This is a genomic window from Mesorhizobium sp. PUT5 (genome assembly GCF_052216645.1).
In the GTDB taxonomy this organism is placed as follows: domain Bacteria; phylum Pseudomonadota; class Alphaproteobacteria; order Rhizobiales; family Rhizobiaceae; genus Mesorhizobium.
In genome coordinates this window covers 545,557-567,526 of the sequence record NZ_JBQOSO010000003.1, presented here as the reverse complement: position 1 = coordinate 567,526, position 21,970 = coordinate 545,557, and the positions used below count along the sequence as shown (strand labels likewise).

Here is a 21,970-nt window from a genome sequence, read left to right as displayed (position 1 = left end):
TCATCGGCGAAAACCGAGACTGAACCGCCCCGGGTTTGCCGGAGGCCTTCTGGTTTAAGTTATGCCGCGATGGCCGGTTCTTCCAGCATGGCGTAGTAGCGTTCCTCGGCTTCGGCCGGCGGGATGTTGCCGATGGGTTCCAGCAGCCGGCGATTGTTGAACCAGTTGACCCAGGTCAGCGTGGCGAACTCGACCGCCTCGAAGCTTCGCCATGGTCCCCGGCGATGGATGACCTCGGCCTTGTAGAGGCCGTTGATCGTCTCGGCCAGTGCGTTGTCGTAGCTGTCGCCGACACTGCCCACAGACGGTTCGATGCCGGCTTCGGCGAGACGCTCGGTGTAGCGGATGCTGACATATTGCGATCCGCGGTCCGAATGATGAACCAGACCACCGCGATGAACGGGTCGGCGTTCGTGCAAGGCCTGTTCGAGAGCGTCGAGCACAAAGCTCGCATGGGCGGTCCTGCTCACCCGCCAGCCGACAATACGACGGGCGTAGGCGTCGATGACGAAGGCCACGTAAACGAAGCCCGACCAGGTGCTGACATAGGTGAAATCCGAAAGCCAGAGCATGTTCGGGGCCGGCGCGTGGAAGACCCGGTTCACGCGGTCAAGCGGGCACGGCGCGGCCTTGTCCTGCACCGTGGTGCGGATCGGCTTGCCGCGAATGACGCCGTGAAGGCCGAGGTCGGCCATCAACCGCTCGACCGTGCAGCGCGCGACATCAAAGCCCTCGCGCAGCATCTGCCGCCAGACCTTCCTCGCGCCGTAGACCTCGAAGTTCTCGGCGAAGACGCGCTCGATCTCCGGCTTCAGCGCGAGGTCCCGCTTCGCCCGCGTCGACAGCTTCTCGGGATCGGCGCGCTTGGCGACATGATCGTGGTAGGTCGACGGGGCGACCGGCAGCACCCTGCAGATCGGCTCGACCCCATGCGCCTCGCGGTGATCGTCGATGAACGCGATCATCGTTTGAATGGGCGGTCGAGCTCCGCCTGGGCAAAATAAGCGCTCGCCTTGCGCAGTATCTCGTTGGCCTGCCGAAGCTCCCGGTTCTCCCGCTCAAGAGCCTTCATCTTCTCGGCCATGTCTGTCGGAACGCCGGCTCGCTTGCCAGCATTAATCTCGGCCTTCTTCACCCAATCCAGCAGCGTGTGCGCCGAGCAGCCGATCTTTGCCGCTATCGACTGGCAGGCAGTCCAGCGCGAAGAATGATCAGCCTCGTGATCGAATACCAACCGCACCGCACGCTCGCGCACCTCAGGGGAAAACTTGTTCGTCGTTTTGCTCATCATGGCTCCATCCTATTGGGAAGTTGGAGCCTCCGGCAAACCCGGGGCGGTTCAGTTGAGGTTTTTCCTCTAAAGTCAAAGAGGTATTTAAGCCGCACTACGGAGTTGAGATGTCCGCGCCAAGAGCGTTCCTGGCCTTTTTTGCAGCAGCCATGCTGGTGACGCCTGTCAGCGCAGACCCGCTGGCCCTCGTCTATCGCGGGCCCGCCGGTTGCCAAGGTTGCTCGGAAGCCGTGGCGGCGATCTTGGAAACCTCAAAATACCAGTTCAGGGTTGGGTATGTTGGGCCGAACGAGCCCCTTCAACTCAATGCTGAAACCCTCAAACATGCCATCCTCTATGCCCAGCCCGGCGGAGGAGACGACGTTCCTCGCGCCGCCCAGAGCATCGGCGCAGAGGGCCTCGCGGCAGTCCGCGATTTCGTTGGCAATGGCGGCCGTTACCTCGGCATCTGCATGGGCGCGTATCTGGCCTCGGACGCCGGCTTCGGGATTGTCGACGGCCAAGCGATCTCCTATGTCGGCCGCCCCGGATCGCTCGTCGAGCACGACGAGGACACGGTCACCCCGGTCTATTGGCGCAATGAGGAACGCTGGGTCTATTATCAGAGCGGCAGCACCATCCTGTTCTCGTCCACGGCGCAGGGCGTCGACGTCCTGGCGCGTTATCCCAACAACGATATTGCTGCCTCCGTATCATCCTTCGGCGCCGGTCGGGTCGGTCTCGTCGGCCCCCACCCGGAAGCGGATGCGTCCTGGTATGATGCCGCGGGGCTTGTTGATCCGGATGGTCACACCATCGAGCTGGCGCAGGACCTGCTTGCAGCGACGATGGATGGCGACGCCGGCCTTTAAGGGCTCGGCGTTTCGATCCTTTTGGACCAATCCTCGGATCGGCCGGATTCCAGCCGGGCTTCCGCCAATCGACGCCAGCTTTCCGGTAAACCCGGAATCGCCGCCAACTCGGCGAGGGCCGGTCGGTTCATTCGGTCGTGATAAAGAAGATGCGACACACGTGCGATGGACCAACCGGGGAGCGGCCGTGAAACCAGCGTGCCGTGGTTTCCACCACAAACCTTGCCGACTTCGATAACCCGGAAATACCATCCTGTCCTTCCGGTGTCCTGTACTCGGCGCGCCATGTCAGGTACGTCAAACCGGATATTGAGCTTCTAGCATGGCTGCCGACCCTGACTGACCTCGACCAATGCCGATCCGATGCGCCAGCGATCCCCGATGCACAGGCCATCTTCATTGATCGCGCCGACCACAAGATTTTCACCGAATGCACCTGGCTGGAAGCGATCCGCGCGATTTGGCAGTTCTTCCGCCCACTTGGACAGGTGCGAGACCGAATAGGCATGAATGGCCTTGTGCGGCCCGCCATGGTGCCTGCGGTCTGCCTGCTCGTCGCCGTCAAGGCCCAGATGACCCAACTGGACCGGACCCTGGACCTTCTGCTTGTCGATGGCGCTCATCCTGCCGGACGAGCCAAGGGGTGCGGCTTGGCCAACACGTATCTCGAGCACTTCAAATTCAACCGCGGCCATCTGCTGTCGCTCTCCTGTCCGGCCAGCAAGTCAGGTATTCGACCTTCGCCCGCCCGCCTTGCGCGCCCCGTCCGCAGCCACTGGCCGGTCAGCGCACCACAAGCACAGGTATTTGGCTGTTCGCCAGGACTTCCGCTGTCTGGCTTCCGAGCAGCAGCCGTTTGACGCCGCGTCGGCCATGGGATGCCATCACGATCAGGTTGCACGCGGCATTTTTGGCTGTTTCCAGTATGGCCGTGGCAGCCCTGCCGTCTGATACATGGATTGTATCGGCGACGATGCCAAGCTTCTCCGCTTGCGCTTTAATTGATGCGAGCAGCGTTTCCGACGCCTTCGCACAGTCCGCAGAGTAGCGGGCTATATCGCCGGGCGTGACACCCCAAGCGGCTACCCCTGTCGGAATTGGAAATGCTTCCGTAGCCGTAATGATCGTGATCTTGCTTCCAAGCGCTTTCGCCAGGGAAAGGCCGTGGTCAACGCCATTCTGCGCGAGTTCCGAGCCATCGGTCGAGATCAGGATATGCGTGTACATCGTAGCCTCGGGAGCGAGTTAAGCATTCGACCGGAAGGAAGCACACATGCCGCCGACCGACAAGGACGCGCGCCTCTCCAGATGGGTAATCTTCGCGTCGAGCGCGTCGTGGTAATCCTTGATTGCCTGGCGGGCGGTTGGCAGAGCGCGGAGAAGCGCGGCGCCGCGGCCTGCTTGTTTTCCGATCCGTCAGGTGGACCCATATGGTAGGCTGCTGGTCGCATTGCCGAGGAACCGACAGTCGAGGGAGCTTTTCAGTGACGCCCGACGCCTTCAGGGAGATGGCCCTTTCGCTTGCCGGGACAACCGAGCAGCCGCATTTCGACCGGACGGCCTTCAGGGTCCGGCGAAACTACGCGACATTGCCGCCGGACGGGCAGTCGGCGAATCTCTGCCTGGACCCGGACGGGCAGGATCATTTCATCAGCCTGCGTCCCCACATCTTTTCGAAGGTTCCCAACAAATGGGGCGACCGGGGCTGGACGCAGCTCTCCCTTGCCGAGGCGGACGACGGCACCGTTCTGTCCGCATTGCGCCATGGCTGGCGCCTGGCCGGCGGCGGCTGAACCCGTCCGAAATTCGCTCGCACGCCCAATCGGCACCGTCAAAACGTTCAAGTTCCGTTCCGGCCGCCGCCTGCCGCCGCCCGAAGCGGTTTGAACGCGCGGCAAGGCCATGCCGGCGCCGCGCTCGTCATAGGTTCGCGGGCCTGCACAGGGTGCCGTTCAGACGGCGCCCTGCGGCGACATCCTGTTCGGTGCGCCGGCCTCGGCATGACCCAAACGGGTGATGCTGGTTCTATCTTCTTCTGGCAGGGTGGGACGGCGCCTGAGAACCGGCCGCGATCAACCAAAATGGGTAGAGCTTCTACCCGCAAATATGGAGCTTGCGGCAGTGGACAACTGCAAGCCTATCCAACAATAAATATCATTCTTTACTTCCATTCTTTCTTGTAATCTGGTCAATCTCCCGCTTACCTGACTTCTAATAAATATATTTCTTCTTTACCTGGGAGAGTAACATGTCAGTTCGCAGTTCAATTCTAGCACTCGCACTTGCTGCGCCGGCATTGGTGGTCACCGACTACAGCCTTGCTGCAAACCCCTACAAAACACCCTGCACGGGGGACGGCAAAAGACTCTGCCACATGCAGAACCAGGCAAAGGCAGAAGCTTGCCTCAAACAGCATTTGACGGAGGTGACCCCCGCCTGCAGGACATATCTCGCGAAGAACAAGCGCTAGATGCCCGCCCAGCTTCGCCGCTGGCCCGGCTCACGCTACGGAGGAAGAGATGCCCGTCTCACGCCGTAAGTTCCTTTTCGCTATTGCCGTAGGCTCGGCATGTATAGCCGCCTTCGATCTCGCCGCTGCCAAAGGCGGCGGCGGTGGGGGCGGAGGCGGTGGTGGAGGCCATGGAGGCGGCCACGGCGGGGGCGGACATGGCGGGAAAGGCGGGGGTGGGAAAGGCGGCAAGGGCAGCAAAGGCAAAGGCAGTGCGCGATGCCAGGACGGGTTCGCAAACTGCTAGGGCCGGCCCCTTCCGGGAGCGCGAAAAGCCCGCCCCGTCAAACCGGAGCGGGCGAACACGGCCCTCGTCTGCGGGCTATTTCGTGGAATGTTTGTGGGCTTCCATCGTGTGCCGGTGCGCTTGCTCGCTGTGCTCCTGGGCGGCCATGGAATGCTGCCTGGCCTCCTCATGATTGCCCTGATTATGTTCATGCGCTGCACTGTGATGATGGTGAGCGGCGGCATCGTGATGCATCGCCGCAGTCAGATGATGTTCGGATGAAGGATGTCGTGTCGTAGCCATGGCTGGAGACTTTCGTGGAGATAGCCCTCCGCAGGAGCGGGCAAGCTGCGAGCGATCGTTGGCGAATCCGTGACGCGCGATACCGGTCACGCTGATTTGATGCCCGTCGGCGCGGCACCGCGGCAAAGCCGCTTTCCAAGCCTCACCCGATTGTGAGCGGAATTTCCAGCCGCTTCCCCTACTTCCTACAGCGCAATGCGCGGCGCGGGGCCGGGCTTGGGATCGTCCCTCGTTGGGGAGGTATTTCGATGTCAGCAAAATCTCTCGTGTTGGCTTCGGCGCTGGGGCTCGCCATGCTGGGGTTGTCCGGCTGCGTCGAAGTCACCGGGCCTTATGGATACTACGACGGATACTATACCGGGCCGGCCTTCCTGGGCGGCTATTACCGCAGAAACCAGCAATTCCGGACCAGCTACAGCCACTACCACCAAAGATATTCTCACCACCATCGGTTCCACCGCGTCGGACGGCGCGATGGCGGTCGTGGATAGAAACCGGCTGGCCGGAGCCGTCCCGGAATCGATCTCAGAGGCTGCCCGTTCGACGTAGTTGCCGGGACGCGATGGCCGGCTCGACCTGTTTCAGCCGCCCCTCGCATGCCGTTCGGCAAGCCGATCCACCAGGAAGGGCGCGAAGATCGATTTGGCGCATCGGCCGAGCGACCAGACGCGCACCGAGCGGCCGATGGGCTGCCGCAACCGGACAGGTTCTGCCATTCGACTTTTGACGGCGGCAAAATCCAGACGACCTGTCTCGGCGGGTAGCCGCCGAAGACCGTTCACGCGCTTGTCGGCGCCATCGAACCGCCCTGCGCATCATGGCTGCCGCGTCCGATCGACTGGACGGAGCCGCGCAGGCTTCTGGCTCGCGACAGCCAGTGCTGGATGGACGGCACATATCTCTTTGCGAAATCCCTCAATTCGACCCGTTGAGCAACCGTCAGATCGGGGGAGTTCCAGTCCGGGATCGGCGGAAGATGTTCCAGAAAGCCGATCACCCAATCGATCTGCGCCAGAAGGTGCGGCACGCCCGCCTCGAGGCCGAAGCGGCGCGCTTCACCTTCCTGCCTTTGAAGCAGCAGCCGGAATTCATCGCTCGCGCTCACCATCGAGGCCCACCAGCGATAGAACATCGTCTCGGTCTGGTCCAACGCGTAGTCGGGGTCCGGAAGCCATTCGCCGGTCGTGTGCCAGGCCACCATTCCGGGATCGGGGAGCGTCACCCTGAACGCCTCGAACTCTTCCCTGAACTCGGCAAGGCCCATCGCAGTCTCCTTGCCGGGGAATGTAGCGCGTGGCGCGTGACCGGGCAAAGGGGACACGCCCCGACACGCCCGGCCTCCCCCCTTTGCGGGAATGGCGAAAGTCGAAGGCGACCGCCTCCATGGTGCCGGCGCCTGCCAACTTCCGTCCAAAGCCTTGATGGAACCGCCGGCGACGGATACGGGGGAGTTCTTCAGGAGAGGCACGGAGCGGGAAAATTGCCGAGCATCGAAAGGCCGGGTTTGTCATTTTGGTCGGCGTCGTCGGAGCCGGTGATTTCAGCCGCGCTTGAACGCCTTTCAGGCATTGTCGAGACCGATGTCGAGCGATTGGTCGAAATATTCTATTCCACATTTCTCGCCGACGAGCGGGCATCGGCCTATCTGAGCCACTCCGTCGTAAGTACGCGACTTCGCTACTCTCTTCGCCAGTGGCTGCTTGATCTCGTCCGAACCGATCTGCGCGCGGACGTTTCCGAATTCGAGGAACGCCAGATCAAAATCGGAGAGGTTCACGCACGGCTCAAAGTCCCAAATGATATCGTCATGGCGGGGATCACGCTCCTCAAGACCGAGATCGGGCAACGGGTCTCCGCGCTCGACCTGGACAGGGCGACGACCGCCGAGACGATCATACTTCTCGGCGAGACCATGGATTATGCGATGCGCCTGATGACGGCGGCCTATGTCTCCGGCGCCAAAAGCCGGGCGCGGGCCGACGAGGCTTTCCGGCTGTTTTCTCTGGGGCAGGACATCAATCTGGAGCGCGAGACCCAGCGCGCCGCCTTGATGGAGTGGAGCCAGTCCGTTCTGTTCAGCCTGCTTGGCGACAAGCTCGAACACGCCCGGCTTCTGCTGTCGACATCGCCTTTCGGCCTGTGGGTGCGCCATCGCGCCGCCGTGCTCTTCCAGGATTCGTCCGTTCTCGGGCAGATCGAGGCTCTCGTGCGAAAGGTGGACGGGCAGACGATTCCGGCGGTCGCCAGAAAGGATCCGACAGGCGTCGCCGACCTGCAGCGGCACGTCGATGAAATCAAATATCTGCTCAACGACCTCTTCCAGGCAGCGGCGAACATGGAAAACGGCAGCGATCCGCTGACCCGGACGCTCAACAGGCGCTTTCTCCCGTCGATTCTGGGTAGAGAGGTCTCGTTGGCCAAGAACACCCGATCGCCGCTCGCCCTGCTTATGGTGGACGTCGACCATTTCAAGGCGATCAACGACACCTACGGACACTCGGCCGGCGACATGGTGCTCAGCAGCGTCGCCGAATATCTGCTCAGCACCGTAAGAGGGACCGACTATGTTTTCCGCTACGGTGGCGAGGAGTTCCTCGTTGTCCTGGTCGAAACCAGCCGCAGCGAGGCCCAGGCCATAGCCGAGAGGATCCGGCAGAAAATAGCCTCGCAGAAACCATCCATTTCGGACTCCGCCAGGGTCGAAATCACGGCATCCATTGGCGTGGCCAGCTTTGAAGGCCATCCGGACTATCAGTTCCTGATCGATCTGGCCGACAAGGCGCTTTATCAGGCGAAGCGAGAGGGCCGCAATCGCGTTCGGATGTCACCGGCGGGACATCCTGAAATTCCGGCTTTGGCCCGATGACCCGCTCGCGCCCAAAGCCGTCCTTTGAGATGCAGCCGGTCGGCGGTTCCGGACCCGCCTTTCCATTCCCCGCTGTCCTGGGATAGATGCAGGCAACGGCAACCGAGGAGATCGCCATGACCCGCATTCGCACCTTCGCAATCGCACTCGCTGCAGGCCTTGCGTCGAGCGCCGGCCACGCGCAGCAAATCCAGCCCAAGATCACCCTTTCGATCGACGTGCCGGCGGAAGCGACCGTGCATTCGGTGACATATGGCTGCGGCGACGGCATCTCCTTGCCGGTCAGCTACATCAACGCAGACCCGAACTTCCTTGCGATCGTTCCTGTCGACGGGAAGTCGATCGTGTTCGCCTCCGTCATATCCGGCTCAGGCGCCCGCTACGCGGCCGGCAAATATGAATGGTGGTCGAAAGGCGACGACGCATCCTTGCGAGACCTGACCAGAGACGAGAACGCCGAGCCAATCCTGGAATGCAAGGTTTCGCCGAGCTGATCTCCTTCCGCGCCAGCGGGGGGCGGCACCCTGGCCCGACGCCATTTCGGACCGCAGGTCCTCGTCGACCCCGCTCCTAAAGCGCGAGAAGGCGCCCGTCGGCACGTACGGCTCCTCACAAACCTTCCGCCGCATTCTCCATTCGTGACGAAGCCGGTCCCGGTCTCGCCCGTTTTCGTCGGTTGGAATAGCGTCTGCAAAAAGAGGAGCCTCAGATGAAACAGGTCAAGTTCGATCAGCCCGTCCCGGTCTTCATCGGCCTCGGGTTCCCGCGCGAAGTGGCAAGCGTCATCGAGGCCTACGACATCCTGATCGAGTGGAACGGCATTCGCGATCTGGATCAGACCGGGGCCATCGAGGTTTGCCGGAAAGCCCTAAACGGCAAGAGGACCGGGAGAGATGCGCGAAAGGCTTTCCAGCAATTCGCCATCAACAAAGGCATCCTTTCGGAAGAGGCGTACAGCCGGGCCGCCTCGACGCTCGGGCAAGAATGGTCGATCCACCGCTAGGGTCAGGACCTGTTAATTTGGTTGGAATGGCGTTCGAGATGGCAAGAGATGCGAGGAAAAGTCCGAAGAGCGGGGTGGTTCCCCCGGTCGAGGACTTTGACGCGGCAGATCGACGCCAGCTCGATCGTCCTTCGGATCGGGCGGATTTGCACGGGCTGCTTTGTCGCAAGGCCTTGAAAGGCTCAAGCCTTCCTGCGGCCTTGCTTCGCGCATCCGCACAAATCCGCTCCGACCATTCCAACCAAATTAACAGGGCCTGACCCTAGCCCCAGCCTGCCGGGCGGGTGCGATAGTGGGCCTTTGCAGGCCAAAGGCTATGCCCGGCAGCGCTTCTTGCCGATGGGCGCCGTTTCTGATTTCCTGACCTCCATGTCGGGCACGTACGAAACGCCGAAGCTTCTGTCTGGAGGCAATCCCCAGATCGCAAAAGGCTATGGCGACGCACCCGTGCGGTCCTACATCGCCTCCATGCCGGGTTGGAAAAGCGATATCGGCCGGCGGATCGACGGCATCGTCGGCCAAATCGTCCCTGGCGTCCGCAAGGCCGTCAAATGGAACTCACCCTTCTATGGGGTCGAGGACGATTGTTGGTTCCTCAGCCTGCATTGCTTCACAAAATACGTGAAGGTCACGTTTTTCCGTGGCACCTCGCTCGATCCGGCACCGCCCGGCAAGTCGAAGCAGCCCGAAGTGCGCTACCTCGACATATACGAAGGCCGGTTCGATGAGGTACAATTCGCCGGCTGGGTAAAACAGGCTGCCCAACTACCGGGCGAGAAATTGTAGGATTTGGAGCGTCGCCGACAAGGGTCCTTAGCGCCGGTCGGTGACACGAAGCTTCTGACGAGGGGCCAGGCATGGACATCGGCGAGATCGCGAAACGAACCGGCGGCAATTTCCTGATCTTTGCCGGATGCGCTTTCGTGCTTTGGCTCTGGGCCGCACTGATCGATCGGGTTGCCCAGGCAGTCAACCTGTCTACGCCCGACCATCTTGCCAATGTGGCGACTTCGATCGCGCGATCGTCGACGCTCGAGGCGATCGTCAGCATCTGGCTCCTCTCCGCCGCGATTGCGATCGCATTTCCGATTATCTGGCGCCCTTTCTCCACCACAACCACGCTGATGTTCGACGTCGGCTATGGCGTTCTTGGCGCGTTGACGGGCTTCGGCCTGGCGATCGGGCTGTTTACGGGAAACTGGCGCACTTTCGGTTGGGCCCTGGCCTACAGCGCGATAATCGCCGTCGGGTATTTTCTCGTGCGCAGGTTCCTGCCTCTGGCCGAGATGCAGACGAGGGGCCGGGACCGTTGGCTCCTGGCGGCGGCTCTGTTCATCGCCTCGCCGCTCATTTTCCTCTGGGGCTGAGCCGCCTTCCGTCTTGCTCCTCGGCGACGCGCCCTTTCATAAGGGAGGAAGGGGTTAAGGTTAAAAGCCTGTCGCGTTTGACAAAATGGGCCGGCTTTATCGTATATGATGGCACCTATGGGGCGGGGAGAAGGAATGCCGGAGAACTACAATATTTCCGCCGGTTTCCTTCGTTCCGCGCATATCCATGCCGACCGGGTTTTCTATTCGGACCGCAACCTCGACGTCACCTATGGCGAGATGGGCGAGAGGGTCGCGAGGCTCGCTTCCTTTCTTTGCTCCGGCGGATGCCCTCGCAGGGTCGGCATCCTGGCGACCCGGAGCTTCGAAGCCTATGCCGGCATACTGGCTGCCGGCCTTGCGGGGGCGGCCTACGTTCCCCTGAATCTGAAGTGGCCGGAGGAACGCATCGTCGTTCTGTTGCGGTCGATGGAACTGGACGCCCTGGTTGTCGATGCCAATGGCGCCGACCTGCTTACGCCAGCGGTGTTGCATGCCGCCCCGGATCGAATCGTGATCGCGGACGGGTCCCGCAACGTAGATGCGCGCGGCGGACAGCGGATCGTCCGCCTCGGCGACATCGACGGCGAGCCGATGCGAGAGCCCGCGTCCGTCGAGGCGGACGATCTCGCCTATGTGATCTTCACCTCCGGTACCACGGGCCTGCCGAAGGGCGTAATGATCTCGGCGGGATCGCTGCGCAGCTACCTCGAGCAGAGCAGGCCCTGGACCTGCCTCACACCCGCCGACAGGCTGGCGGAAACCTGCGACGTGACCTTCGATCTATCCGTCCACAACCTCTTCCTGTGCGCGGAAGCCGGTGCTTCCCTGCACGTGCTGTCCGCATTGGAGATGCTGGCTCCCGCACGCTTCGTGCGAATGCGAGACATCACCGTGTGGATGTCGGTTCCAACCCTGATATCGATCATGCGTAGGAGCGGCTCCCTCAAGCCCGGCATATTCCCGAGCCTGCGGCTTTCCATATTCTGTGGCGAGCCCCTGCCCGCCGCCGCGGCCCGGGCATGGGCGGAAGCAACGCCGAACGGTGTCGTGGAAAACATCTACGGACCGACCGAGGGAACGGTGATCTGCATGCGCCAGCGCCTGGCCGGGTCCGGCGTATTCACCCCCGGCCGAGATATCGTGGCGATCGGAACGCCATACGCCACGATGGACGTCGCGGTCCTCGACGCACGGCAGAGGCCCGTGCCGGACGGGACGCCGGGCGAGATCGCGCTGTCGGGCCCGCAACTGGCCATCGGCTATCTCAACGAACCTGCGCTGACGGCCGACCGCTTCAGGGAGATCGACGGCCGCCGCTGGTACCTGACCGGCGACCTCGGCATGCGCGATGGCAAGGGCATTTTCCACCATCTCGGCCGGACCGACAATCAGATCAAGGTGAAGGGCAACCGGATCGAACTGGAGGAGGTGGAGGCGCATCTGCGGCAGGCGTCCGGGACCGACATCGTCGCGGTCGTGGGATGGCCGACGATCGACGGCTCCGCGCAAGGATTGGTCGGCTTCTGCAACAGCGCGCTGCCCGCCGAAACCATCGCGACATCCATGCTCAGGACGCTGCCTCGCTACATGGTGCCCAATACCATCCATGTCCTCGATGTGCTGCCCGTCAACATCAACGGCAAGGTCGACCGGCGCGCCCTGGTTGCAAGGCTGCGCGAAAGCGAGGAGAACGGGGACCGGAAACAGGAGCCGTCCTCCCGGACGGCAGAGCCGGCGGGAGCAAGCTAATGGGTGAACCGACGAGCGCGCACATAAGGGATGCCCTGCTCTCGATCCTGTCGACGCACGGAATATCGTCAATCGAAGAGCATGAACGCCTGTTTTCCAGCGGACGCCTGGATTCGCTGGCGGCGACCGAAGTGCTGATCCTTCTGGAAACGGACTACGGCATCGACCTTTCCGACGAGAATTTCGACATCCTGCAGATCGATACCCTCCACGATCTGGAGAGGATGATTTCATCCCGCGAGACGGCAACCGGCACGCCTGGAAATCCGGGCCGGTGAAGCTGCGGCCCATCCACAGAAGCGACATCTCCAAGGCCGCCGCTCTTCTGGCGGAAGGCTTTCCCAAGCTGTCCTGCGAGACATGGACGGCATGCCTTGCAAATATCGTCGCCCATGTCGAAAATCTCGGGCACGATTCCATAGGGCAATTCGCTTCGGCCAATGACGGTGAGGTCGGCATTTGCCTGACCATTCCTTCCCGTCGGGTTGCCTACGCCGAGGCCCCGCGGGAGATCATGAACCTGTCGGCCTTCTATCTGCGGCCGGGCAATGAATGGATGGCCACCCTCTTCCTGCGCCGGCTCATGGTCGACCCGACCGTCGACTATGTGGACCTGACCGCTTCGATATCGATGCGCAAACTCAACCGCCGGCTGGGCTTCGTCGATCGATCGCGGGGTGCGGTCGTGGTGCCGCTCGCCCTGTCCGCCCTGCGTCCCGCGCGCCAGACCAGAATCCTGCCCCTGAGCGCCATCCCTCCCGAGATGCTGCCGGGCGTTCATCGCGACCTTCTGGAGGAGCATGCCCGGCTGGGCTGTATCGCGGTCGGGCTCGCAGCCGGGGGATCCTGCCATCCGTTGATCCTATGTCACTGCCGCCGCCGGGGCGTTGCCGGCGCGCGAGTCATCCTGGCACGCGACAGGCGGCTTGTTCAGGCGGCCCTCGGGACCATTGCCCGATATCTGCTGAAGCGCGGAATTCACTTCCTCGAATTCGAGGCCCTCACAAAGGACGGATTTTCCGAAGCGCTGTTCCGAACGGAAGCGTGGCCCGTGCAAACCACGCGCGAGCCGGGCACGGATGCGATCGACCATACATTCTCCGAACTGGCGTTCGTGCCCCCTCCCGGCGTGCCTGCCGGTCGGCTGGGAGCGTGAGCGTGCCCCACGCGGCACGGCTGCGGCAAAGCTGAAGCCACCCTGCCCGTCACTTCCATTCCGAACGGGCGCAAGACGAGTTTCTTCGATCCAAAGTTATTAGTTAAAATTCGAACGGGATATTTACCGAACCCCAACCTAGCGGGGGAGTAATCCGGCATTTCCCCCAAGATTAACACATTCGTCGGCTGTTTCTGGCATGGCTCGACCGGGAAGGATGACCGGGATATTGGTGCTGGTATTGGCCTATGTGTGGATTTAGCGGTTATTTTGGAGACGGCGTCGCGCCCGACGCGGCAAGGCCGCTGCTGCAGCAAATGGTTGCGGCGATCGCCCACCGCGGCCCGGACGAGCAAGGCATTTTCGTCGGCGACCGCGTCGGGTTAGGACATGCGCGCCTGTCGATCGTCGGGCTTGGCGATGGCCAGCAGCCGATGACCCTCGCCAACGGGCGCTTCACGATCGTCTTCAACGGCGAGATCTTCAACTATGTCGAGCTGCGTGACGCCCTGAGAGCTCAGGGCCACGTTTTCCGGACGGGAAGCGACACCGAAGTCATCCTGCATCTTTACGAGCGCATGGGCCCCGACTGCCTGTCCAGGTTGAACGGCGACTTTGCCTTCGCGATCTGGGATGCCAAGGAACAGCGCCTGATGATCGCCCGCGACAGGATGGGCGTTCGGCCGCTGTTCCACACCACGGTGGGCGGCACGCTGTATTTCGCCTCCGAAGTGAAGGCGTTGCTGCGAGTGCCCGGCGTCAAGGCGCGGATGGACCCGTTTGCGCTCGACGAGATCTTCACCCTGTGGGCTCCGATCGCGCCGCGCACTGCCTTCCGCGACATTTTCGAGCTGGAGCCCGCCCACAGCCTGATAGCCGACCGAAACGGTGCGACGATCAGGCCGTACTGGACATTGCAATATCCCGACGCGGACGCGCCGGCGCAGCACACCGATGCGCGCGCGGCGGCGGAAGAGCTGCGCAGCCTGCTCACCGATGCGACACGCATCCGCATGCGGGCGGATGTGCCTGTCGGCTCCTATCTTTCCGGGGGCCTCGATTCCTCCGTCGTGTCGGCATTGGCGGCACCGATGGCGGCCGAAGGGCTCTCCACGTTCTCGGTGACCTTCGGCAGCGAGGAGCACGACGAGAGCGCCTTTCAGTTGCAGATGGCCGAAGCGCTCGGTACGCGCCACCACGCCGTTTCCTGTGGCGACGGCGATATTGCGGATTCGTTTCCCGAGGTGATCCGGTTTACCGAGCGGCCGGTTCTGCGCACGGCGCCGGCGCCGCTCTACCAGCTCTCCGGCCTTGTGCGGGAAAAGGGGCTGAAGGTGGTGCTGACCGGCGAAGGAGCCGATGAGGTCTTTGCCGGATACGACATCTTCAAGGAGGCGCGTGTCCGCCGCTTCTGCGCGCGGCAGCCTGGCTCGCGCATACGGCCGCATCTGTTCCGCAAGCTCTATCCCTATCTGCCCGGCCTGAGGCAGCAATCGGCCGAATATCTCGCCGCCTTTTTCGGGGCCGGCGGCGAAGGGACGGACGACCCCCTGTTTTCGCACCGGCCGCGCCTGCGCGGGACGGCGGCTGCAAAGCTGTTCTTTTCCGGCGATCTTCGCCGGGAACTGGCGGACTACGACGCCGCAGCCGAACTTGCCGCGCGCCTGCCCCACGATTTCGGTCGCTGGCACCCGCTGCATCAGGCGCAATATATCGAGAGCCGGTTCCTTCTGCCGGGCTACATCCTGTCGAGCCAGGGAGACCGCATGGCCATGGCGCACGGGATCGAAGGCCGGTTCCCGTTCCTCGACCACCGGCTCGTCGAGTTTGCGACCCGCCTGCCGCCGGAGATGAAGCTCAAGGGCCTGGTCGAAAAGCACATCCTGCGCGAGGCGACGAAGGATCTTCTCCCCAGTGCGATCGGCAGCCGGACAAAGCAACCCTACCGGGCGCCCGACAGCCAGTCCTTCGTGGGCGGCAACGAGCGCGGCTATGTCAGGGACGCCTTCAGCAAGAAGAAGCTCGAAGCATCCGGCCTCTTCAGCCCCGATGCCGCGGGCAAACTCTTCGAGAAATGCCGGGCGAGACCGGCATCCGGCTATCGCGACAATGTTGCCTTCGTGGGCATCCTGTCGACGCAGCTCTGGCAGGAGACGTTTTCGAAAACCCGCACTCCGGACGCGCAAGCGGCTTGAAACAGACCAAGGAGACAAGCATGAACCAGTCGGTCAAGCACAGTATCAAGACCTTCATAATCGACAATTTTCTGTTCGGCGACACCACCTACGACCTTCAGGACGACGTATCGCTGATCGAGAACGAAATCATCGATTCCACCGGCGTGCTCGAACTCGTCGCGTTCATCGAGGAGCAGTTCGGCTTCACCCTGGCCGACAGCGATATCGTTCCCGCAAATCTCGATTCCGTGGCGCGGATCACGGCGTTCGTCACCAGCCATACCGATGCGGAAGCACTGAGCAAGGCGCTCGCCTGAGATAAGGGGCTGCGAGAGGCACTTACCATGCGTATCGAAAATTTCCTGCGCGACAGTGCGCGCCTGCATCCCGACAAGACCGCGCTGGTGGCGGGCGGCAGGCGGCTCAGCTATGCGCAGTTCGACGCAGCGACCGACCGGCTCGCCTCCTCGCTGGCGCAGGGCGGCATCGGGCGCGGCGATCGCGTGCTCGTGTTCATGAACAATTGCTGGGAGGCGGCCCTATCGCTCTTTGCCATCTTCAAGGCGGGTGCGACGGCCGTCCCGGTCAATCCCTCGACCAAGGCCGACAAGCTTGCCTACATGATCGGCAATTGCGAGGCGGCCGGCATACTGGTGCAGGAGCGGCTCCTGCCCGTGGTGCTGGAGGCCCGGGCAATCGAACCGCGCAAACTGTTCATCGCAGCCACGGGCTCCGCAAGTGACGGCTCCAGCGGCGACATCGCCGGCTTCGAGGCCTGCCTCGCCGGAAACGACGCACCGGTGAACCATGGCGGGATCGACGTCGACCTGGCGCTGCTCATCTACACGTCCGGCTCCACGGGCCGCCCCAAGGGCGTGATGATGAGCCATCGCAATGTCGAGGCGGCCGCAGGTTCGATCACCACCTATCTGGAGAATACGCAGCACGACGTCATCCTGAACGTGCTGCCGCTGGCCTTCGACTACGGGCTCTATCAGCTCCTGATGGCCGTCAAGCTCGGCGCGACCCTCGTCCTGGAAACCTCCTTTGCCTTCCCGCAGGCGATTTTCGATCGAATCCGCGAAGAGGGCGTGACGGGTTTTCCGCTGGTTCCGACGATGGCGGCGATGATCCTGCAGATGCGCGATCTGGAACCCGACTTCCTGCCGAGCCTGCGCTATATCACCAATACGGCTGCGGCCCTGCCGCCGGCGCATATCGCCCGGCTTCGCGAGCTTTTCCCCCGCGCGAGCATCTATTCGATGTACGGCCTGACCGAATGCAAGCGCTGCACCTATTTGCCGCCGGCCGAACTCGACCGGCGTCCCGGCTCCGTCGGTATCGCCATCCCCAATACCGAAGCCTTCGTCGTCGACGAGGACGGCAAACAGGTACCGCCGGGCGTTGCCGGTCAACTGGTGATCCGCGGACCGCACGTCATGCAGGGATACTGGCGCAACGAAGCCGAAACGAACCGCATGCTTCGCCCGGGCCCCAACCCCTGGGAAAAAGTGCTCTACACCGGCGACCTGTTCACGACCGATGAAAGCGGCTTCCTGTATTTCGTCGGGCGCCAGGACGACATTATCAAAACGCGCGGCGAGAAGGTCGCGCCGAAAGAGGTCGAAGCCGTGCTCCATGCCCATGCCGGCATCGCCGAAGCGACCGTCTTCGGGGTGGCGGATCCCGTGCTCGGCCAGGCCATCGGCGCGGTCATCGTGCGTGCGGACCCCGGCCTGACGGAGCGCGAGGTCATCCGGCACTGCGCTGCGCATCTGGAGGACTTCATGGTTCCGCGCCTCGTCGAGTTCCGCAGCGAACTCCCCAAGACCGACACCGGCAAGGTGAGCCGCCGCCTGGCCGCGGAGACAATGAAAGCAGCCGAATGAACATGGACAGATCCGACGTCAACGCGGCCTTCTCGGCCGACACGCTCATGATCGACCCCGAACAGGAAACCGAGAAGATCGTGGCAGCCCTGCGCAATCAGTTGCGCGGAACCCTGCGCAAGCGCGGACTCGTCCTGGGCTTGTCCGGCGGCATCGATTCCAGCGTCTGCGCGGCGCTTGCCGCCCGCGCCGTGGGAGCCAAGAACGTGCTCGCCCTGTTCATGCCGGAAAACGATTCCGATCCGGAAAGCCTGCGCCTCGGCCGCACGGTCGCGGAAGCTTTCGGCATCGACAGCGTCGTCGAAGATATCGGTCCTTCCCTGCAGGCCATGGGCTGCTACGACCGCCGCGACGGTTTCATCCGCGAACTCGTTCCCGGATACACCGCCGAATGGGCCTCCAAGGTCGTCATTTCCAGCGCCCTTGAAGGTGATGGCTACAACATCTCCTATCTGGTCGTGCAGGACCCCCAGGGACAGCAGACCAGGCTGCGCATGCCGCCTTCCGTCTATCTGGGCATCGTCGCTGCGACCAACATGAAGCAGCGCACGCGCAAGCAGCTTGAATATTTCCACGCCGACAGGCTGAACTACGCCGTGGTCGGCACGCCGAACCGGCTGGAATATGACCAGGGCTTCTTCGTCAAGAACGGCGACGGCGCCGCCGACGTGAAACCGATCGCGCATCTCTACAAGAGCCAGGTCTATCAGCTCGCGGCCTATCTCGGCGTACCGGACGAGATTTGCCGGCGCCCGCCGACGACGGACACCTATTCGCTGCCGCAGACGCAGGAGGAATTCTACTTCTCCCTGCCCTACGACCGTATGGATCTTTGCCTCTACGGCCTCAACCACGGCTTGCCGGCGGATGTGGTGGCAAGGGCTGCGGGCCTGAGCGCCGATCAGATGTCGCGCGTCTGGGCCGACATCGGCGCCAAGCGCAGGGCGACGCGCTACCTGCATCTTGCGCCGCAATTCGTGGAGCCGGTCGACGAGGTCGCCAGATGGGAATGACCGCCTGCATGCAGGCGGCCGGGGTCATTCGATATTGCTGGTGGCCAGACGGCTCCAGCTTTCGCCGGCGAGGCCGTTGAAAAAACCTTCGCCGGCTTGAAATGCCTGCATGAGTGCCGGGTCTTTCGTGTGGATCACGGTAGACGCCAGATGCGTGAAGGCGATGCGCTTGCCGAGCATCGCATCGAGAAGCGCCGGCTGGGTGCGGCCGCGCACCGCGACGGCACCCCGGTCCGCGGCATGCTCGATCAGGCAGTCGACCACCTGCTGCTCCTGTCCGGGCACGGCCAGTATCTGAAGGACCCGGGCAACGCGGCCGGCGTCGCCATGGTAGACGAAGCCGCCCGCAAGAGCGCCGGTGCGTGTCTCCACCCTGCAAAAGACCGCGCTTCCTTCCACGCGCGGAAGGGTAATTTCGCGCAGCACATAGGCAAGCTGTTCGGGCGTGAAATCCGGCCGCAGCCTGAAGCTGGCGACCAGCCGGGTGAAAAGCTCGGCAAATGCCGCGGCATCGACCTCGACCGCCTTGAAATTTCCCTGTCCATTCCGAGCCGCGGGCACACCCGACCAGCGCAAGTCTCCCGGCCGCATCCGGCGGCGCAGCAGGTTGTCGGCCTGGCGGGCGAACGGATGGAGAAGCCGCGCGGCACCGAGACGGTCCCGCCCGAGCTCGACGAAGAACCCCGCCGGCCGGATGATGCGCAGCCAGTCGAGGCTGTGCTGCGGAAGCGCCTTGCCCCTTAGTTTCCGCCACATCGATTCCGAGACCTCGCTGGCGGTCTCGCTCAGCGACAGATCCTGGGGGCCGGCAAGGAAAGCCTTGAGCAGACGCGCGCCCGCCATCGGGTCGGTCTCGCGCCCTTCCACCATCAGGGAACCGCAGATCGCCGCGCGCAATCGCCGCCCCTCGAACACCATCGGCAACCCGGTCACGCCGATGAAGCCGTTCATTTCGCCGCTATCGCCGATATGAACGAGCGAGGATAGCCCCAGGTCCTGACCCGGCGCTTCCAGATAGAAATGCTGAAGATACCGGCTGAGCGTTTCCGTCACCTGCGCCTTGGGGTCGCGGAAGACACGCAGGAACATCTTCGAAAGGCAAGGGATGTCGGAAGCCTGCAACTCGCGGATTTCACTCATCATTCTACCGGGTTCTGCTGGTGAACGGTCCGGCCGGGCACTTAGACATCCAGCCTCTTCTGCGCGAACGCAGCGCGGGGCGTTCCATTGTGGTCGCTCGCGAATTCCACCGAATCGTAGGCCCGGGCGCGCGCCAACAGGGCCGCCGCCTGCCGCTGCTGACCTTCGCCGAACTCGAAGGCCAGCCAGCCGCCCGGCTTGAGAAAGGCAACGGCGTCGCGCACCAAACGCTGATGGATCGAAATGCCGTAGGGACCTCCGTCGAAAGCCTCGCGCGGCTCGTTCTCAAGCAGGTGGGCGCTGTCGCCTTCGAGGCGCTGGGTGGAGATATAGGGCGGGTTGCAGACGATGATATCGACGCTGCCTTCAAGGTTCTCATCGGCGAGCCCGCCGAAAAGATCGCCCTGCAGGACGCGAACACGCTCGGAGAAGCCGCAGCGCCGCACATTGCGCTCGGCCAGCGCCACCGTCTCGTCCGTCAGGTCGCAGGCCCAGACCGTTGCGGCCGGCGCATGGGTGGCAATGGCAAGCGCCAGATTACCGGAACCGCAGCACATGTCGATGACCAGAGGATTTTCGTCGCCTGCCCTGATCAGGTCGATCGCGACACGCCCGAGAAGCTCGGTCTCCTCCCTCGGCACCAGCACGCCGGGCGCGAGTTCGAGATCGACCCCCAGGAAGCGATGCAGAAGGACCTGATCCGGCCGTCCGGCCTGGATGTCGCTGCCCATCTTGTCCACCATAAACAGGACTCCAACCCGAACGCTTCGAACCACTATGAGACCGCTTACGCCAGCGGCGTAAACATAAACTGAAGCTCACATCGCAAATGTTAACCTCAATATAGAATCTCCGGTTTCCAAAGCCTGCGTTCAGCCCGAAGCGCGCCAGCGTTGATCAGAAAGAAAGAATTTTCCGGCATCAGGTTGCCATCGTCATCTCGAACGAATGTGGCACATCATGAAGCCTGCGCGAGACTTTTCAGGCGCCGTCCCGGCCTGCAAGCAACACATCGCAACTTGCCAGAAGTGACACCCTGCGGTGGCATCGGACGCATTTAACGTGACCGGGCAAAAAGCCTTCCTGTCGATGGCCATGTCCTACATGGCCTCCGGCGGCAGCCTGATCATGAGCTCTGCGGCGCAGTTGCTGACCTTCGCCATCGTGGCGCGGTCGCTTGGCGTGGTGGAGTTCAGCGTCTTCGTCGCCATCACCGCAATTTGCAACATCGCGGTCCATCTTTGCGGGCTTGGCGGGATGGAATGCCTTGTCCGTCGCGTCGCCCGCGATCGCACGATCTACCCGGTCATGCTCGGGCACAACATCATCCTTACGAGCCTGAGCGGCGCGGCGCTCGTGCTTATCGGCGCGGCTATCCTGCCCTTCTTCTTCGCACTGTCGCCCGACCCCCTCCATAACCTTTTCTACATCGTGCTGATGCTGGTCACAAATATCGTTCTGGTGCGGGTGATCGTGCTGACGGAACAGATATTCATCGGGCACACCGATTTTGCATCGGCCAATATCGTCGTGGTCAGCTTCGCATTTGCCCGCACCATCACTGCGGCCCTCGCCTGCCTGGTCTTCGGCGTCTCGACGGTTGCGCATTGGGCGGCCTGGCAATTCGGCTGTCATGTCCTGGTTGCGCTCGGATGCTTCTTCGCCCTGAGGAAACTCGGCCGCCCGAAATTCCGGATCGTCAGGGAGGAATTGCGGCTGGGCATGTATTTCAGCATCCCCTTCATCCTCGACGCCGTCCGCAAGAACGCCGACCTTCTGACGCTGAACGTGGTTACGACGGCGGAAATCGTGGCCAGCTACAGCGTCGCACGGCGCATTCTGGAAAGCAGCTATCTTTCCGTCGAAGCCCTGAACCGGCTGATCTATCCCGGGTCGGCGCGAGCCGCGGCCCAGGGCCTGCACAACGCCATCGGCCGAATTCGCAAGGTCATGCTTGCCGCATGCGGGATCAGCGTCGCGGCGGCGGTGACGGTATATATTTTTGCGCCCGTGCTGCCTTATCTGTTCGGCCACGACTATCTGAGCCTGGTCCGGTTTGTCAGAAGCCTATGCTGGGTGGTCGTGCCGCTTGGCATGTGGTCGATCGCGGCCGAAGCGCTGGGCGCTGCAGGCTACCACGGCGCACGCGCGACGGTGATGGGTCTCGGCAGCGTCGCGGGTGCGGCGCTCGCGGCCTGGGCCACATGGTACGCTCCGCCGACCGGCACGATAATCTCGTTCTACGTCATCGAAATAGCCATGGTCGCCGCCACCTGGAGCGTCTTCTTCCGCTATGTGAAAAAAGACAGGGAGAGCGGCGCCGCGATCTCGTCGGGCAAGCCGCTTAACGGCTGATTTACCATGACTCGATAGTCATGTGGGGGAGATGAGAGACGACGTGGCTTCAAGGGTTCGGGGCGCGCCGCG

21 protein-coding genes, 2 pseudogenes and 1 other annotated feature are annotated in these 21,970 nt (G+C 62.8%); of the genes and pseudogenes, 16 read left to right on the top strand and 7 right to left on the bottom strand.

Annotated elements, in window-relative coordinates; all coding sequences use genetic code 11:
* Window positions 1-59 precede the first annotated feature (59 nt).
* Window positions 60-1,288, bottom strand: a protein-coding gene (locus tag ACTDI4_RS04275) for an IS3 family transposase (protein WP_442843261.1) whose coding sequence is annotated in 2 segments (ribosomal slippage) — window positions 60-1,000 and window positions 1,000-1,288 — 1,230 coding nt in all. Because the reading frame shifts where the segments join, the coding sequence is not laid out codon by codon here.
* Window positions 891-1,007: a sequence feature (AL1L pseudoknot), on the bottom strand. It overlaps the preceding gene by 117 nt.
* Before the next feature lie 110 nt (window positions 1,289-1,398).
* On the opposite strand from ACTDI4_RS04275, the gene ACTDI4_RS04270 reads away from it, so the two are divergent.
* Entirely contained in the window at window positions 1,399-2,142 is a 744-nt protein-coding gene (locus tag ACTDI4_RS04270) for a BPL-N domain-containing protein (RefSeq protein WP_442839976.1), read from the top strand.
* On the opposite strand, the pseudogene ACTDI4_RS04265 reads toward ACTDI4_RS04270, so the two are convergent.
* Window positions 2,139-2,837: pseudogene (locus tag ACTDI4_RS04265) on the bottom strand (MOSC domain-containing protein). The gene ACTDI4_RS04270 and the pseudogene ACTDI4_RS04265 sit on opposite strands and share 4 nt — an antisense overlap.
* 88 nt (window positions 2,838-2,925) lie before the next feature.
* Window positions 2,926-3,369, bottom strand: a complete 444-nt coding sequence (locus ACTDI4_RS04260) for a universal stress protein (RefSeq protein ID WP_442839975.1) — start codon at window positions 3,367-3,369, stop codon at window positions 2,926-2,928.
* 257 nt (window positions 3,370-3,626) lie between these two features.
* On the opposite strand from ACTDI4_RS04260, the gene ACTDI4_RS04255 reads away from it, so the two are divergent.
* A complete protein-coding gene (locus ACTDI4_RS04255) occupies window positions 3,627-3,935 on the top strand; it encodes an MmcQ/YjbR family DNA-binding protein (RefSeq protein ID WP_442839974.1) in 309 nt (102 codons plus the stop codon).
* A 1,050-nt stretch (window positions 3,936-4,985) separates the two neighbouring features.
* A complete protein-coding gene (locus ACTDI4_RS04250; RefSeq protein ID WP_442839973.1) occupies window positions 4,986-5,159 on the top strand; it encodes a hypothetical protein in 174 nt (57 codons plus the stop codon).
* 602 nt (window positions 5,160-5,761) lie between these two features.
* Here ACTDI4_RS04250 and ACTDI4_RS04245 read toward each other — a convergent pair.
* Both ACTDI4_RS04245 and ACTDI4_RS04240 read right to left on the bottom strand, forming a co-directional pair.
* Window positions 5,762-5,896: a hypothetical protein gene (locus ACTDI4_RS04245; protein ID WP_442839972.1), complete on the bottom strand. Its 135-nt coding sequence runs from the start codon at window positions 5,894-5,896 to the stop codon at window positions 5,762-5,764.
* A gap of 62 nt (window positions 5,897-5,958) precedes the next feature.
* The gene (locus tag ACTDI4_RS04240) at window positions 5,959-6,444 is read right to left on the bottom strand and encodes a hypothetical protein (RefSeq protein ID WP_442839971.1); all 486 of its coding nucleotides are present in this window, start codon (window positions 6,442-6,444) and stop codon (window positions 5,959-5,961) included.
* A 216-nt stretch (window positions 6,445-6,660) separates the two neighbouring features.
* Between ACTDI4_RS04240 and ACTDI4_RS04235 the strand changes: the two genes are divergently transcribed.
* The 12 genes from ACTDI4_RS04235 to nadE all read left to right on the top strand — a co-directional run bounded on the left by ACTDI4_RS04235 (window position 6,661) and on the right by nadE (window position 18,403).
* Window positions 6,661-8,046: a diguanylate cyclase gene (locus ACTDI4_RS04235; protein ID WP_442839970.1), complete on the top strand. Its 1,386-nt coding sequence runs from the start codon at window positions 6,661-6,663 to the stop codon at window positions 8,044-8,046.
* Between the two features lie 116 nt (window positions 8,047-8,162).
* A complete protein-coding gene (locus ACTDI4_RS04230) occupies window positions 8,163-8,540 on the top strand; it encodes an MliC family protein (protein WP_442839969.1) in 378 nt (125 codons plus the stop codon).
* Between the two features lie 215 nt (window positions 8,541-8,755).
* The gene (locus ACTDI4_RS04225; protein WP_442839968.1) at window positions 8,756-9,049 is read left to right on the top strand and encodes a DUF982 domain-containing protein; all 294 of its coding nucleotides are present in this window, start codon (window positions 8,756-8,758) and stop codon (window positions 9,047-9,049) included.
* A gap of 339 nt (window positions 9,050-9,388) precedes the next feature.
* The gene (locus ACTDI4_RS04220) at window positions 9,389-9,835 is read left to right on the top strand and encodes a DUF1801 domain-containing protein (protein WP_442843260.1); all 447 of its coding nucleotides are present in this window, start codon (window positions 9,389-9,391) and stop codon (window positions 9,833-9,835) included.
* A gap of 71 nt (window positions 9,836-9,906) precedes the next feature.
* On the top strand, window positions 9,907-10,416 hold the full coding sequence (locus tag ACTDI4_RS04215) for a hypothetical protein (protein ID WP_442839967.1): 510 nt from the start codon (window positions 9,907-9,909) through the stop codon (window positions 10,414-10,416).
* 105 nt (window positions 10,417-10,521) lie between these two features.
* A complete protein-coding gene (locus tag ACTDI4_RS04210; protein WP_442839966.1) occupies window positions 10,522-12,168 on the top strand; it encodes an AMP-binding protein in 1,647 nt (548 codons plus the stop codon).
* Window positions 12,168-12,446, top strand: coding sequence for an acyl carrier protein (locus ACTDI4_RS04205; protein ID WP_442839965.1), 279 nt, complete (start codon window positions 12,168-12,170; stop codon window positions 12,444-12,446). The genes ACTDI4_RS04210 and ACTDI4_RS04205 overlap by 1 nt, the downstream gene beginning before the upstream one ends.
* Window positions 12,447-12,682: 236 nt before the next feature.
* On the top strand, window positions 12,683-13,324 hold the full coding sequence (locus ACTDI4_RS04200; protein ID WP_442839964.1) for a hypothetical protein: 642 nt from the start codon (window positions 12,683-12,685) through the stop codon (window positions 13,322-13,324).
* 248 nt (window positions 13,325-13,572) lie between these two features.
* On the top strand, window positions 13,573-15,519 hold the full coding sequence (asnB, locus tag ACTDI4_RS04195; RefSeq protein WP_442839963.1) for an asparagine synthase (glutamine-hydrolyzing): 1,947 nt from the start codon (window positions 13,573-13,575) through the stop codon (window positions 15,517-15,519).
* A 20-nt stretch (window positions 15,520-15,539) separates the two neighbouring features.
* Window positions 15,540-15,818, top strand: coding sequence for an acyl carrier protein (locus tag ACTDI4_RS04190; protein WP_442839962.1), 279 nt, complete (start codon window positions 15,540-15,542; stop codon window positions 15,816-15,818).
* 27 nt (window positions 15,819-15,845) lie between these two features.
* Window positions 15,846-17,390, top strand: coding sequence for a class I adenylate-forming enzyme family protein (locus ACTDI4_RS04185; protein WP_442839961.1), 1,545 nt, complete (start codon window positions 15,846-15,848; stop codon window positions 17,388-17,390).
* Window positions 17,387-18,403: an NAD(+) synthase gene (gene nadE, locus ACTDI4_RS04180; RefSeq protein WP_442839960.1), complete on the top strand. Its 1,017-nt coding sequence runs from the start codon at window positions 17,387-17,389 to the stop codon at window positions 18,401-18,403. The genes ACTDI4_RS04185 and nadE overlap by 4 nt, the downstream gene beginning before the upstream one ends.
* A 24-nt stretch (window positions 18,404-18,427) precedes the next feature.
* Here the strand turns inward: nadE and ACTDI4_RS04175 are convergent, their stop codons facing one another.
* Both ACTDI4_RS04175 and ACTDI4_RS04170 read right to left on the bottom strand, forming a co-directional pair.
* Window positions 18,428-19,543, bottom strand: a complete 1,116-nt coding sequence (locus ACTDI4_RS04175) for a hypothetical protein (protein WP_442843259.1) — start codon at window positions 19,541-19,543, stop codon at window positions 18,428-18,430.
* Between the two features lie 41 nt (window positions 19,544-19,584).
* Window positions 19,585-20,263 (bottom strand): annotated as a pseudogene (locus ACTDI4_RS04170) (N5-glutamine methyltransferase family protein); the annotation flags it as partial.
* A 369-nt stretch (window positions 20,264-20,632) separates the two neighbouring features.
* Between ACTDI4_RS04170 and ACTDI4_RS04165 the strand changes: the two are divergent.
* Window positions 20,633-21,898, top strand: a complete 1,266-nt coding sequence (locus ACTDI4_RS04165) for a lipopolysaccharide biosynthesis protein (RefSeq protein WP_442843258.1) — start codon at window positions 20,633-20,635, stop codon at window positions 21,896-21,898.
* The last annotated feature ends 72 nt before the right edge of the window (window positions 21,899-21,970 follow it).

Bases quoted from the DNA above. Each gene is read 5' to 3' on its own strand.
- ACTDI4_RS04270 (WP_442839976.1), top strand. From the start codon at position 1,399: ATGTCCGCGCCAAGAGCGTTCCTGGCCTTTTTTGCAGCAGCCATGCTG.
- ACTDI4_RS04260 (WP_442839975.1), bottom strand. From the start codon at position 3,369: ATGTACACGCATATCCTGATCTCGACCGATGGCTCGGAACTCGCGCAG.
- ACTDI4_RS04250 (WP_442839973.1), top strand. From the start codon at position 4,986: ATGTTTGTGGGCTTCCATCGTGTGCCGGTGCGCTTGCTCGCTGTGCTC.
- ACTDI4_RS04245 (WP_442839972.1), bottom strand. From the start codon at position 5,896: ATGGCAGAACCTGTCCGGTTGCGGCAGCCCATCGGCCGCTCGGTGCGC.
- ACTDI4_RS04240 (WP_442839971.1), bottom strand. From the start codon at position 6,444: ATGGGCCTTGCCGAGTTCAGGGAAGAGTTCGAGGCGTTCAGGGTGACG.
- ACTDI4_RS04230 (WP_442839969.1), top strand. From the start codon at position 8,163: ATGACCCGCATTCGCACCTTCGCAATCGCACTCGCTGCAGGCCTTGCG.
- ACTDI4_RS04225 (WP_442839968.1), top strand. From the start codon at position 8,756: ATGAAACAGGTCAAGTTCGATCAGCCCGTCCCGGTCTTCATCGGCCTC.
- ACTDI4_RS04220 (WP_442843260.1), top strand. From the start codon at position 9,389: ATGGGCGCCGTTTCTGATTTCCTGACCTCCATGTCGGGCACGTACGAA.
- ACTDI4_RS04215 (WP_442839967.1), top strand. From the start codon at position 9,907: ATGGACATCGGCGAGATCGCGAAACGAACCGGCGGCAATTTCCTGATC.
- ACTDI4_RS04210 (WP_442839966.1), top strand. From the start codon at position 10,522: ATGATGGCACCTATGGGGCGGGGAGAAGGAATGCCGGAGAACTACAAT.
- ACTDI4_RS04205 (WP_442839965.1), top strand. From the start codon at position 12,168: ATGGGTGAACCGACGAGCGCGCACATAAGGGATGCCCTGCTCTCGATC.
- ACTDI4_RS04200 (WP_442839964.1), top strand. From the start codon at position 12,683: ATGAACCTGTCGGCCTTCTATCTGCGGCCGGGCAATGAATGGATGGCC.
- asnB (WP_442839963.1), top strand. From the start codon at position 13,573: ATGTGTGGATTTAGCGGTTATTTTGGAGACGGCGTCGCGCCCGACGCG.
- ACTDI4_RS04190 (WP_442839962.1), top strand. From the start codon at position 15,540: ATGAACCAGTCGGTCAAGCACAGTATCAAGACCTTCATAATCGACAAT.
- ACTDI4_RS04185 (WP_442839961.1), top strand. From the start codon at position 15,846: ATGCGTATCGAAAATTTCCTGCGCGACAGTGCGCGCCTGCATCCCGAC.
- nadE (WP_442839960.1), top strand. From the start codon at position 17,387: ATGAACATGGACAGATCCGACGTCAACGCGGCCTTCTCGGCCGACACG.
- ACTDI4_RS04175 (WP_442843259.1), bottom strand. From the start codon at position 19,543: ATGAGTGAAATCCGCGAGTTGCAGGCTTCCGACATCCCTTGCCTTTCG.
- ACTDI4_RS04165 (WP_442843258.1), top strand. From the start codon at position 20,633: ATGGCCATGTCCTACATGGCCTCCGGCGGCAGCCTGATCATGAGCTCT.